Here is a 12,509-nt window from a genome sequence, read left to right as displayed (position 1 = left end):
AAGCTATAACTGTTTAGAAAAATAAAAAGAGCTTAATTTATTAAGACTAGCTCGGATTTTGATGGAATTGTCATTCAAAAGTTTAAGTAATTTATTAACATGCAGCCACTGCTCCTTCTTTTTGTTTAAAATCAAGTATTATATTGTAAGTGAGCTTTAGAAGACAATAAAAAACAGCAAGTAGAATTCTTAGAAGATACTATACATTGGCATTTTAACTAATTATTATATCCTAACTTTCCTTAATTTTGCTTTGTTTAAGTTAAAAGAATAATTGATAAAAATGAAAGCAAGAATTACAAATAACCCACCAATCCAAGTTAAATTTATAATATTTGTATGTTGTATAAGGATTCCCCCTAAAGCTGAACCAAGCATCATCCCAATATTCATTAAAGCTGTATTAAAACTTAGTATAGTTTCAGATGATTGTGGTTTTAGTGAAATTAAATAAAATTGCTTTGCGGATGTTGTTGTCCAAGTCGCTCCACCCCATACTGCCAAAGTTATAAATACACCTATTATTGAATACTGTGTAACTGTTAACACAAATAAAGAAATTGCATGTACTAACAAACTAATGGATATCGTTCGATTTGGTCCCCACTTATCAACGGCATATCCGCCAAAACGTGAACCTAGAAAAGCAAAAGTGCCTAAAACAAATAAAGCGATGCTAGTCATTTCTATGGAAAAGTTTGCACCATTACTTAATAACGGAGAAATATAAGCAAATACCATCGTATACCCCAATATCCAAAAAATAGTAGTTATTAACCCCATAATAACTCGTCTATCCTTGATAATTTGAATCTGTTGTTTAAATGGTATAGGCTTCTTTCCCTTTATACTAGGTAATAATTTGTAAAGTAATAATAAAAGAAAAACTGTAAAGACAGCAATAATCAGAAAAATATAACGCCAATTTAGATAAGCAGCTAAAAATGTTCCGATGGGTACACCAAGTACTAATGATACAGTAAAACCAGTGATAACTGTTGCCATGGCACTCCCCTTTTTTTCTGTTATAGCAATTTGAGCGGCATAGTTTGTCGCAACGACTATGTATAATCCTCCACTTATTGCTTTAATGACCCTAGAAAGAATTAATAAGAAATAATCATAGCTAAAAAAGGCGACTATATTTCCTATAATAAACGTGATAATAGAATATAATAATATCTTTTTACGCTCAAATTTTGCCGTTAATACTACTAACACCAACGCCCCCATCGCATAGGATAATGAATATACGGTTATCAATTGTCCTGCTATTGAGATAGATATACCTAAATCAGAAGATATAATCTCTAATATACCAGAAACAACAAACTCTGCTGTCCCCATTACAAAAGCTCCTAGAGATAATAGAATAATAATTACTTGATTAATGTTTTTTTTCAAATTGCACATCTCCTTTAGTATTTAACAAGTTGATTTCATTTTAAATGTCATGCTAATATAAGTAAAATTGATATTTTTGACAAAGGAGATGAGCAAATACTCATGAGTATTGTTCGTTTAGAAATTTTTTCTAAAGTAATAGAATTAGGGAGTTTTACCAAGGCAGCTAAAAGATTAAATATGACACAGTCAGCAGTAAGTCACGCTATTTCCAGTTTAGAAACCGAATGGGGAGTTTCGTTATTAATTCGTGACCGCAGAAAAGGAATATCACTTACTGAAATAGGAAAAAATACTCTTCCGCATATAAGAGAAGTATTGAATAGAATGGAAAGTATTAATCAAGAAATTGCATTAGCAAAAAGTATAGAGACTGGGACAATTCGTATTGGTACCTTTGCGAGTGCTTCTTCCTGTTTATTACCAAAATTGCTTGTAAAATTTCAAAAAAAACACCCTAATATCGAATTTAAGTTTTATGAAGGTACTTATGAAGAGATAACAGAATGGTTACTATCTGGAATTATTGATATCGGGTTTGTTGTAGAAAAGGAATCAAATACTAACTTTGAGCTAGTACCTCTCATTAAAGATAAAATGGTTGTAGCATTTCATGCCGAGCATAAATTCCTTCACAAGGACACAATAGATATACGCGATATAGAGAAGGAATCTTTTATCATGCCAACAGGAATGTACCAATCTCATGTAGAGGAGTTATTTAAACAAGCACAAATTAAACCCTTTATCCGTTTTGAAGTACATGATTGCAATACCATTGCTAATATGGTACAAGAAGGACTTGGGATTACAATTGGTCCGGAACTGTTTTTAAAAACACAACAAAATATCAAAATAGGAAATCTAAATTTAACAAATTACCGCGAAGTTTCATTAGCTTGCTCTGCAATCTCTGAGGCCTCCCCGGCTGTTAAAGAATTTCTAAAGGTTGCTAATAATGTCTTCACCGACTCTAATAAGACAACTAACAAGTAAATTTCATTCAAATAATTGACCTATTGCCAATGTATTATAAAGTTCTTCTTTATAACACATTGGCAATTTGGGGATAGGGTGTTACTCTTAGGAAACTAACTGAATAGATATTAAAAATCCTACGAATTTATGGAATGGAAAGATGAGGGAAAGGATAAGAGATTGGAGGAATATTGAGCATAAAAAATACTGAATCACTATTGGATCCAGCCCGAATTTTTATGAATATACAGGCAGATAAGCATTAGATACAAACCGTAACTGCCCGCTGCTCTTCCCGTTTTAAAATGTAGAAGTTTAATTTGATTGTACATAGTAATGAAAAGACATTAAGTTATATTTGGAGTTAAGAGTAAAAACCTAATGTTGAGGTACAATTGAATTTAGATAAATTTGTAACTAAAGAAAAGATAAGTGTAACAATGGGAATCTTATCCCCCACATTTTTGATGTTTTTCTTTCAGAAATAAGTACTTTCTACCCTCTAGCACGCCTGCTTTTACACCTTTTTTAGAGTTATAATAAAATAAGAAAAAACGAGAATCTAGTAATTGCAAGAGTTTAAAGCATGAATAGACCCTGATTCGCAAAAATATTTATAACGAAAACAAGGTCGTATCAGCAAATCTTTATTTTCACGAGCAAGAGATTTTATTAATTAGACAATATTCAACGTTAATCTCGCCACTGCCTCCACATGCATCGTTTGAGGAAACATATCCACAGGCTGTACTTCTTCTGTCTTATAGCCACCATCCTCTAATATGCGCAAATCACGAGCTAAAGTCGCTGGATTACAGGACACATAGACGACTTTCTTTGGCTTCATATCAAGAATTGTTTGCAGTAATGCTTCATCACAGCCTTTTCTTGGTGGATCTACTACTAAAACATCTGCTTCATTTCCTTCTTTATACCAGTTGGGGATAACTACTTCTGCTTCTCCTACTGCAAAATCGACATTGTGGATATCATTTAACACAGCGTTATTTCTTGCATCTTCAATTGCTTGTGGGACAATTTCAACTCCAAATACTTTCCTTGCCTTTTTTGCCAAAAATAAAGAAATGGTGCCGATTCCACAATAGGCATCAATTACTTTCTCTTCTCCACTCAAATCAGCATACTCCAATGCTTTCTCATAAAGCACCTTTGTTTGTTCCGGATTTACTTGATAAAAAGAACGAGCTGAAATAGCAAATCTTACATCGCCAATATAATCCGTAATCGTCTCTTCTCCCCAAAGTACGCGAGTAGTATCTCCCATTATCACATTTGTTTTTTTGTTATTCACATTGTGGATAATCGATTTAATATTTGGCACCTTTTGAACAATTTCATCAACAATTGCTTTGCGATTGGGGATATCCTGTGTACGGGTAATTAAGACAATCATGATTTCCTTCGTAACCAATCCTCTTCTTACCATAATATGACGTAAATCTCCCTTATGACGAGCTTCGTCATATGCACGAACCCCATATTTTGAACAAATATCTTTTACTGTATTTACGACATAATCATTTTCTTCTTGTTGGATGAGGCATTGCTCCATATTAATAATTTGATGAGAGCGCTGTTGATAAAATCCGCCAATGAGGCCACCTTCTTGTTCTCCAATTGGAACTTGGGATTTATTACGGTAACGCCAAGGGTTTTCCATCCCGAGTGTTGGATGAACAATCGTATTGATTTTTCCAATTCGTTCTAAAACATCCTTCACGTGTTTATGTTTTGTTTTCAATTGTCCTTCATAGCTTAAATGCTGTAATTGACAGCCGCCGCATTCCTTGTATATAAGGCATGGCGCTTCTACACGATAGGGACTTCTTTCTTTAATCTCTAGCAGACGACCAAAACCGTAATTCTTATTTGTTTTAATTACTTTTACAGTTGCTTTTTCACCTGGAAGTCCATTGGGGATAAAGAGGGGGTAACCATCTATCTTTGCCACACCTGAACCTTCATGGGTTAAATCTTCAAAAACTATATCTATTATATCGTTCTTTTGAACGGGTAATGTTTTACTCATTATCGTCTTCCTTTACGTCGATATTTCCGAAAAAAATAAGCGTGGTAATTGTATCATATTATGAGGAAAGCGTCATTGGTATATACATAATCTTTGAATGTTACCCAAAACAAAAAGTGAGGGGATTTCTTCTTCCACTCACTCCTTATTATTGTCTATTTGTAACATCTCTTTATAATCCTTGACATCTGGTCGGTCTTCATCGCGAATCGCGTCAAGCGGTACAAATAACTCAAAATGACGATACAAATTAATAAATTCAGCTGGCAATAATCCGCCAAATTCTCCATCAAGATTTACTTGTACTTTCTCATCTGAGCTAACCTTTATATAATTCGCATTCGTATAAATGACATTAGGATCATTTATATGTTCTCCACGTAACGCAAGGCTCGCAATTCGAATAAACTCTGCAAGGTTTGCCTTTTTTAAGATCAATAGAGAGAATAACCCATCATTAATAGATGCGCCAGGGGCTAATTTTTCGAAACCGCCAACAGAATTAGTCAGACCTACAAGAAACAACATGGCTTCTCCATCAAATAACTTGCCGTCGTACTCAATTCTGACATGCGAAGCTTTAATGAAAGGCAGCATTTCGATACCTTTTAAATAGTATGCTAGCTGTCCAAGCATGGTTTTCAATTTACTAGGAACTTCATAAGAAATTTCTGTTAAATGTCCGCCACCACTAATATTAATGAAGTATTTGTCATTCATTCTTCCAATATCAATCGGAATAGTATCACCTTTTGCAATAACATCTACTGCACCAATGACATCTCTAGGAATATGCAATGCTCTTGCGAAATCATTTGTCGTTCCTACTGGAATAATTCCAAGCTTTGGACGATATTCCTGTTCTGCCATTCCATTGACTACTTCATTAATCGTTCCATCACCGCCTGCAGCTATGACGAGATCAAATCGTCTTTCTACGGCTACTCTCGCTGCATATGTTGCGTCCTCTGGTCCAGTCGTTGCATGACAGGAAGTTTCATACCCTGCCTCTTCTAATCTTTTTAGCACCTCTGGTAAATGTCTTTTAAAAGCTTCCCGACCTGAAGTAGGATTATATATTATTCTTGCCCTTTTCATATTCATCATCCTATAATCAAGATTCAATTTTTTCCATAACCAATAACATCATATACGATACTACTTGCTTAGGCAATGTTTAACTCTAGTTATTACCATGATATGTATCTTTTTTCATGATAAATGTCCATGTCTCAAGCATCTTCCCACATTATAACCCAATCTATTAGTTCATCATACTTTTCTCATTCTTATTCCTGTTTTTTTCTATTAATCAAACGTTTGATTAACTTTTTTTCGCCATTCCTTACAGCTATTCATCCTTTATAGAGGAATTTTGACAAAATAGAAAGACAGAAATTGCTAGACAATGCCTTATTCAAAAAGAAAGATCTTCCTCCATATTTAATCATCTGAGTCCAATCTTTCCTCCTTTTATTAATGATTTGTTACATTTAAAGTACCACTATCAAAAATGTTAATGGAAGAGCCACCCTTCCCTTTTTGCAAAAATGCATTAGTTATTTCTTCTATATGCTTCTTTTCTTTATTTGGAAATTCCCAATCCTCCTGTTCCTGATTGTTAATGAGTGTATCATCTACGGAAACTTTCACATTTTTTGTTTCATCTAATATTAAATCAATTTGTGGAACATTATTGATTGTCCAATTATTTTTTAAATTACGCGGATTTACTGTAATGTCATTTTGCAAATCAATAATATCTAACTTTTTGCTCGTTGGAACAAGAATAGTAGTATTTATAGAAGCATAGTCTCTGTAAAATTCAGAAACGCGATATGGCAATTGCTTTAAACGGATAAATAACGTATCACCCTTTTGCGATACAAGTAAATAATCCTCTGGCTTTAAAACATCTTCCTTCTTCGATTGAACAGCTCGATAGGTTCCAAATAGAGAAAGAACATCATCGTTTGTTCCTTCAATCGTAATTGGATTTTGCCGATTGTCAGATTCAATGACAATTCTTTTAATATCGTCCTTCATTGCATAATTAAATTCAGGTAAATCACTTGTTACTTCCTCTCTTTTTAACCCTTGTTCAACTAAATCCATAATCCCTGAGGATTGGAGAAAGACCATTGCAATTCCAGCTGTCCCAATTATTCCAACGATAATGATGCTGAAAAGATCAAAGCTTAAATATGGTTTTTCTTGTTTAGAAGAAAACAAGTATAATAAAATTTCTATTCCAAGAATAACTAAAATAATTGGCCACCAAACTTTTAAAACAGTAACTATTTTCCAATCAAAAAACTGCGTAAATAATAGAAATACACCAAGAAATACTAAAGATAAGCCCATCGAAAAAGTGCCCACTCGCCATGTTCGCATTCTCTTCTCTCCTTATGTAAAGCCTTAGCTATTTTGAAACAGCTACAAAAAAGCAAGGCCATAACTTAGATTTTTTTCTTTTTCGTCCCTTTTAGTAGATGAATACCACCGATAATAAGAACTAAGCACACAATTCCTGTCTGGAAATATTGATAAAAGAAAAAGTGTAAATCAATATTTATTTCCTTTTGGATAATAGGGGAAAAGATCGGCAAAATAATATTAATCATTAAATAATATAAACCAACTACTAGTAGACCAATGCCAAACCATTTTTGATAGTTAATCAAATAAGCAATAACAGGGACGTCCTCCAACTCTTCTTCTCCTACTTTCGAGGCCTTTTGTAATCCGTCAAAGAAACTGTAGAACCAGATAATCGGAATAACGAATAAAAATAGCCCTAATCTTAATTCGTTAAGAATAAAAATAGAGAACAAGAATGCAGCCATTAGCTGAATCCCTCTTTGCTGTAACCCTAAATATAAATGCCCTGCACCAGGAAACACTGATAAGAAGGTCGCAATAAATTTGCTTTTCTTTCCCTCTTCTCTGTTCTTTTCAAAGTCTTGAAAAATTGTAATATCTTCTAATGCTTCTCCTTTTAGTTTTTTATTAAACTGCTGAGAAACGTCGTAAAAACCATAAACCCAGATTACTGGCAAAATCGCTAAAAATAGAAGAAACTCATTTGTATAGGTCAAAAACGCGATAAATATAATCATAATTCCTAAGCCTAAAAATGTCGTTAGGAGGGTTATTCCTCGATAAACTAATCCTAATTGGATATGACCTAATCCAGGGAAAAACGATAAAACAATCGTATAAAACCGCTCAGACTCCGTTGTTTTTGCCAGTATAGGTGCAGCCTCCCCAGTTTCAGAATCCGCTGCAAAACTTACTCGTTTCTTTAAATAGCTGCTGGTTGTAATTAATGTGTCGATAAAACTAATGCAGTATATAATAAAACCAATAAAAACTACTATAAATGTTAACTCATTGAGAGATCCTGCACTAAGCATCACAATGGACACAAACGCTAGTCCAAATACTGCTAGCCCATAAAAAAAGCCTCGCAGCTTTTTTCCAATATAGAATAGCCCGCCCCCTGGAAAAAATGCTAAGATTGTCGCGACAATCGGGTTTTTCATTTTTTAACTTCCTCCTTCTTACTACCATCAAATGAATCCATCCAGGCAAATGTCTTATCCACTAAGCCACCTGATTTTGACTCATTTTTAAAAGATACTTCCGTTTTTTGAATTGTTTCTGTATGTTTTACAATGGACTGAAAAAATCCTGCCGACATGAGAATCAAAGTAAGACTCGCGGCAATTGCATAATGGAATATGGATGACTGATAAATACGACGTTTCTTTTCTTCTGTTGTTTTTATCTCCATATTTTCATAGGATATTTTTTGCATAATATCATTCATAAAAGCTGCTTCATCTGAAATTGAAGGAAGTGTCTCCTCTTGCTTGTCTACTGCATCTATATATAATTCTAAGCATTGATCGCATGTATACAAATGATCTTCGAGTAGTGATCTTTCCTTCTCACCTAGTTCATCTTTTACATACTTCATCCAATAATCTTTAGAATAATGTGCTGTCATAAAAATTCTTCCTCCTTCCAATGCGTTTTGATCCAGAGTCTTGCGCGATACAGCTTCGTTTCAATTGTTTTCACTTGAACATTTTGTTCTGCTGCCATTTCTTGATAACTTTTTTCTTGAATGTAAAAACCATAAATGACGTCCCTGTAATTAGCGGGGACTTCCTCCAGTCTTTTCTGCACAAGTCTTTGTCGTTCGCGCCTCAACACTTCTAGTTCTACATCATCAGTCTGAGAGCCTCCTATATGGGATTCCAATTCTTCTGCCATCTCTTCTTTTCTTCTTTGTTTTTTTCTTCTCATATCAATAGCATGATTGATAGCAATTCTTGTTATCCATGTTTTAAATCCTTGATTCTCATATTTGGGGAGAGAGGTATAGATTTTAATAAACACTTCTTGTGTAGCATCTTCCGCTTCTTTTTGGTCCTTTAAAATGCTATATATCGAACGAAACAAGTAGTCCCGATGCTTTTCTACTAACAAACGAAATGCGTGATCATTTCCTGCTTTTATCTTTTCAATTAATACTTGATCACTAATGGCCTCTCCCCCCTTTCCTGCCATTCTATAATAATAGACGGTATTGGATGGTCATACCCCTACAGTTTTTTTATTTTTTTCATGCTTATAGACTCTCTTTTGTAATAGTATCATTATTACATGAAACTTTTTAGCCTTACTTTCGTATTTCATCTATAGCAAATTATCAAAAGGAGAATGTGCATGCATTATTTATTTGCATTACTAGCTTTAACACTAAATCCATTTATATGGAAAAGTCATTTTCATAAAAAAATATTTCTTGTCTTTCAAATTACTCGCTTACTCGCTGGGATTCTTATCATATTTTGTCTTGATTACTTTCAACTAGTTGATCATTCTTTACAGGCTCTCTTTAAATTCGGCTCTATTTTTCTTGCCTTTTTCTTACTCTTAGACTTACTATTTGGAAAGGTAAAGGGATACAGAATAACTGGAATTTTATTCCTGTATTTTGTCTTATTTAGCCTATATGTCCAATTTATTTATCCTTTAACGATTACAGGAGATAAATATCAGTTTGTTCAGGAAAAAGCAACCGTTATTGATAAAGAAGCTGTTTCCACAAATGAAAAGCATATTGTTGTTGTTCCTGAAAGCTACGCACGCTATCGAAGTGAGAAAAAACTTGGAGAGGTTTCTCATCCTTCCTATTACGATTTAGGAACCTCTACCTTGCAAAAGATTAATGATCATCTGTATTGGGTAACACCGATTGAATATACTGGCTTCTTCAAATGGATCAAAGGAGACGACGTGCCTGGTTTTATTAAAATGAGTGCAGAGGATGAAAATGAGGATGCCATTTTGGTTAAATCATCCATGAAATATGTACCTTCTGCATTCTTCCAAGAAGACTTAAAAAGATTAGTAAGAAGTAAGCACAAAGATACAATTTTACTTGAAGCCAGCTTCGAGCCAGACGATAATGATAAACCATATTATGTCGTACCATATGGTCAGTACAATAAATTCCGCGAGATAGTAGATATTAAAGGAATATATATTATTGACCCTGCCACTGGGAAAATAAAGGATTATGGAATGGACAATATACCTGATTTTATTGATCATGTTATTCCTACAAGTGTGGCGGAAGATTGGAATGAATGGTATGGTAAATATATTCACGGCTTCTGGAATACACTATTTGCAAAAGAAGATATGAAACTACCAACTGCTTGGGAAGATATGAATGAAGTAAATGGCGTTTTTAATGAAGACTTACAATTGCATTGGTTTACTGACTTCACACGTCCAAAAACAGATAGTGGAAGCATGGTTGGCTATTCGATGCTTAATGCTCGTACTGGGGCTCTTACCTTCTACACAGAGGCAAATGGATCTTTAAATGGAAAATCCGCCATAAATGTTGCAGAGAAAACCTTCCGTGCTCAAAAATACGAGGCTGGTACTCCGCTACTCTATACGATTTATGGTCAGTTCACATGGGTTGTTCCGCTCATGGACAGCAATCATGTATTAAGAGAAATTATGTTAATCAACGCCAAGGATGAAAAAGTTTATAGTTATCATACAGAAAAAACAAAGCTGTTTAATGATTATAAATATGCGCTTGTCACCTTATTAAAGAATGATAAAACCGTTCCTAACAATATCGCGGACAAAAAAACAATCACTGGCACTATCGACTATGTATATAAAGCAGAAGTAGAAAATAGCACGATTGTTAAATTTATGTTAGAAGGAAATAAAACCATTTTCCAAGTTTCGTCAAATGATTTCCCTTATAGTATTTTCCTAGAAAAAGGGATGCAGCTAACCGTAGATTATGTGGATACAGAAGAAATGATCGTTACGGTTGAAAAATTAAAAATTAGCAATCAAGAATTAAATAATTAAAGTCTTTCCTATGCAAATACCTAAAAAGAATGGAATTTAACAAAAAAATAGTATCTATTGTTTATAATATAGGGAGAAGGGAACAAACTTCTCCCTCTTTCTGCATAGAATAAAAAAGGAGAACAAAGATAGTGTTTTAAACTAGTAAACTTCATTTATAGGAAAGGAGTAATGTATTTGCTTATTCTACTATTAGCTTCCTACTTAATTGGTTCTTTTCCGACCGCCTTAATTATTGGTAAAGTTTTTTACGGCATTGATATTCGGAAACATGGAAGCAATAATCCAGGAGCGACTAATTCGATTCGCGTGTTAGGCAAAAAAGCCGGAATTGCTGTTCTTCTACTCGATGTTGGAAAAGGAGCACTCGCGGCAAGTCTGCCCTACTTACTAATGGTAGATGTTAATCCCTTATATACTGGATTGATAGCTGTTGTTGGTCATTGTTTTCCAATCTTTGCAGGTTTTCGCGGCGGAAAGGCAATCGCTACAACTGCTGGCACCTTACTCGTTGCTAATCCTGCTCTATTTTTGATTTCCTATTTCGCTTTCTTTGCTATTATAATTATTACAAAATATGTGTTTCTTGGTAGTATTTCTGTTGGAATAACCATCTTCTTATATGCGCTATTTTCACCCGATATCCAGCATGACTGGCTCTTTTTCTTGTTTTTATTACTATTAATCTTTTTACATCGCTCTAATATTATAAATTTTATTCATCACAAAGAACCTAAAGTAAACGATAAAAACGTAAAAAAGGATCGAATTAACCCGAAGAAGATTGTCTAATCCCCTTCTTTGGACAAGCTTTTTAAGAAATTGTTGATTATGAACTTTTCCTGGGAAATACTGTCGAATGGTTGGAAATCAAATCAGGGAGTTGCTCTTTGGAGAGCAGCTCCTTTATTTTTGTAGTTTTTTGGTGGTAAGGAGTGCTTGCTGGGATGAGGTGGTTTGGTTGATATTCCTCTGTTTGGCTGATTTCCTCCTCGCTTTGGCTGATTCCCCATTCACTTTGGCTGATTCCCTCCCCGCTTTGGCTGATTTCCTCCTCACTTTGGCTGATTCCCTCCCCGCTTTGGCTGATTTCCTCCCCGCTTTGGCTGATTCCCTCCTCACTTTGGCTGATTCCCTCCTCACTTTGGCTGATTCCCCATTCACTTTGGCTGATTCCCTCCTCACTTTGGCTGATTCCCTCCTCACTTTGGCTGATTCCCTCCTCACTTTGGCTGATTCCCTCCTCACTTTGGCTGATTCCCCATTCACTTTGGCTGATTCCCTCCCGCTTTGGCTGATTCCCTCCCGCTTTGGCTGATTCCCCATTCACTTTGGCTGATTCCCTCCTCACTTTGGCTGATTTCCTCCCCGCTTTGGCTGATTCCCTCCTCACTTTGGCTGATTCCCCACTCACTTTGGTTGATTTCCTCCTCGCTTTGGCTGATTCCCTCCCCGCTTTGGCTGATTTCCTCCCCGCTTTGGCTGATTCCCCACTCACTTTGGCTGATTTCCTCCTCGCTCAAATGCCATTTATATCAGCCACTATCGAAATTCACTTAATTCCACTTAATAAAGCTATTTTTTCCATACTATCCTCCTTTCTCCATAAAAAAAGCTGCCAACAAAGAACATTTGCTGGCAGCTAAAGAGATAAATCTTC

Annotated in this window: 12 protein-coding genes; 3 read left to right on the top strand and 9 right to left on the bottom strand. The window is 35.0% G+C overall.

Going from position 1 to position 12,509, the window contains the following annotated elements; all coding sequences use genetic code 11:
* Positions 1 to 225: 225 nt before the first annotated feature.
* Positions 226 to 1,413, bottom strand: coding sequence for an MFS transporter (locus C2I06_RS21920; RefSeq protein ID WP_123258845.1), 1,188 nt, complete (start codon positions 1,411 to 1,413; stop codon positions 226 to 228).
* 93 nt (positions 1,414 to 1,506) lie between these two features.
* Here C2I06_RS21920 and C2I06_RS21915 point away from each other — a divergent pair, with 93 nt between their 5' ends.
* Positions 1,507 to 2,400 (top strand): LysR family transcriptional regulator, encoded by an 894-nt coding sequence (locus C2I06_RS21915; RefSeq protein WP_123258844.1) that lies wholly within the window; start codon positions 1,507 to 1,509, stop codon positions 2,398 to 2,400.
* Positions 2,401 to 3,058: 658 nt separating this feature from the next.
* Here the strand turns inward: C2I06_RS21915 and rlmD are convergent.
* The 6 genes from rlmD to C2I06_RS21885 form a co-directional block, all read right to left on the bottom strand.
* Positions 3,059 to 4,432, bottom strand: a complete 1,374-nt coding sequence (rlmD, locus tag C2I06_RS21910) for a 23S rRNA (uracil(1939)-C(5))-methyltransferase RlmD (RefSeq protein WP_123258843.1) — start codon at positions 4,430 to 4,432, stop codon at positions 3,059 to 3,061.
* 138 nt (positions 4,433 to 4,570) lie between these two features.
* Complete coding sequence (locus C2I06_RS21905) at positions 4,571 to 5,530, bottom strand: diacylglycerol kinase (RefSeq protein ID WP_095333395.1); 960 nt, start codon at positions 5,528 to 5,530, stop codon at positions 4,571 to 4,573.
* Positions 5,531 to 5,908: 378 nt separating this feature from the next.
* A complete protein-coding gene (locus C2I06_RS21900; RefSeq protein WP_095333397.1) occupies positions 5,909 to 6,826 on the bottom strand; it encodes a hypothetical protein in 918 nt (305 codons plus the stop codon).
* 65 nt (positions 6,827 to 6,891) lie between these two features.
* Positions 6,892 to 7,977, bottom strand: coding sequence for a hypothetical protein (locus C2I06_RS21895; RefSeq protein ID WP_123258842.1), 1,086 nt, complete (start codon positions 7,975 to 7,977; stop codon positions 6,892 to 6,894).
* Positions 7,974 to 8,444 carry an anti-sigma factor gene (locus C2I06_RS21890; RefSeq protein WP_123258841.1) on the bottom strand — a complete coding sequence of 157 codons (471 nt, stop codon included), beginning with the start codon at positions 8,442 to 8,444 and terminating at the stop codon, positions 7,974 to 7,976. The genes C2I06_RS21895 and C2I06_RS21890 overlap by 4 nt, the downstream gene beginning before the upstream one ends.
* Complete coding sequence (locus tag C2I06_RS21885) at positions 8,441 to 9,010, bottom strand: RNA polymerase sigma factor (RefSeq protein WP_164463758.1); 570 nt, start codon at positions 9,008 to 9,010, stop codon at positions 8,441 to 8,443. Before C2I06_RS21885 ends, C2I06_RS21890 begins: the two co-directional genes overlap by 4 nt.
* Positions 9,011 to 9,169: 159 nt before the next feature.
* Here C2I06_RS21885 and C2I06_RS21880 point away from each other — a divergent pair, with 159 nt between their 5' ends.
* Both C2I06_RS21880 and plsY read left to right on the top strand, forming a co-directional pair.
* Positions 9,170 to 10,849: a hypothetical protein gene (locus C2I06_RS21880; RefSeq protein ID WP_123258840.1), complete on the top strand. Its 1,680-nt coding sequence runs from the start codon at positions 9,170 to 9,172 to the stop codon at positions 10,847 to 10,849.
* Positions 10,850 to 11,020: 171 nt separating this feature from the next.
* A complete protein-coding gene (gene plsY / locus C2I06_RS21875; protein ID WP_164463757.1) occupies positions 11,021 to 11,641 on the top strand; it encodes a glycerol-3-phosphate 1-O-acyltransferase PlsY in 621 nt (206 codons plus the stop codon).
* Positions 11,642 to 11,678: 37 nt separating this feature from the next.
* On the opposite strand, the gene C2I06_RS21870 is transcribed toward plsY, so the two are convergent.
* Both C2I06_RS21870 and C2I06_RS25210 read right to left on the bottom strand, forming a co-directional pair.
* Positions 11,679 to 12,179, bottom strand: coding sequence for a hypothetical protein (locus C2I06_RS21870; protein ID WP_164463756.1), 501 nt, complete (start codon positions 12,177 to 12,179; stop codon positions 11,679 to 11,681).
* Positions 12,115 to 12,372, bottom strand: coding sequence for a hypothetical protein (locus C2I06_RS25210; protein ID WP_164463755.1), 258 nt, complete (start codon positions 12,370 to 12,372; stop codon positions 12,115 to 12,117). The genes C2I06_RS21870 and C2I06_RS25210 overlap by 65 nt, the downstream gene beginning before the upstream one ends.
* Between the last annotated feature and the right edge of the window lie 137 nt (positions 12,373 to 12,509).

The organism is Niallia circulans (assembly GCF_003726095.1).
GTDB lineage: Bacteria > Bacillota > Bacilli > Bacillales > Cytobacillaceae > Niallia > Niallia circulans_A.
This window is presented reverse-complemented; position numbering and strand designations above follow the sequence as displayed.

What these genes read in the sequence shown, in the direction of transcription:
- C2I06_RS21920 (WP_123258845.1), bottom strand. Translation starts at nt 1,413, where the DNA reads ATGTGCAATTTGAAAAAAAACATTAATCAAGTAATTATTATTCTATTA.
- C2I06_RS21915 (WP_123258844.1), top strand. Translation starts at nt 1,507, where the DNA reads ATGAGTATTGTTCGTTTAGAAATTTTTTCTAAAGTAATAGAATTAGGG.
- rlmD (WP_123258843.1), bottom strand. Translation starts at nt 4,432, where the DNA reads ATGAGTAAAACATTACCCGTTCAAAAGAACGATATAATAGATATAGTT.
- C2I06_RS21905 (WP_095333395.1), bottom strand. Translation starts at nt 5,530, where the DNA reads ATGAAAAGGGCAAGAATAATATATAATCCTACTTCAGGTCGGGAAGCT.
- C2I06_RS21900 (WP_095333397.1), bottom strand. Translation starts at nt 6,826, where the DNA reads ATGCGAACATGGCGAGTGGGCACTTTTTCGATGGGCTTATCTTTAGTA.
- C2I06_RS21895 (WP_123258842.1), bottom strand. Translation starts at nt 7,977, where the DNA reads ATGAAAAACCCGATTGTCGCGACAATCTTAGCATTTTTTCCAGGGGGC.
- C2I06_RS21890 (WP_123258841.1), bottom strand. Translation starts at nt 8,444, where the DNA reads ATGACAGCACATTATTCTAAAGATTATTGGATGAAGTATGTAAAAGAT.
- C2I06_RS21885 (WP_164463758.1), bottom strand. Translation starts at nt 9,010, where the DNA reads ATGGCAGGAAAGGGGGGAGAGGCCATTAGTGATCAAGTATTAATTGAA.
- C2I06_RS21880 (WP_123258840.1), top strand. Translation starts at nt 9,170, where the DNA reads ATGCATTATTTATTTGCATTACTAGCTTTAACACTAAATCCATTTATA.
- plsY (WP_164463757.1), top strand. Translation starts at nt 11,021, where the DNA reads ATGTATTTGCTTATTCTACTATTAGCTTCCTACTTAATTGGTTCTTTT.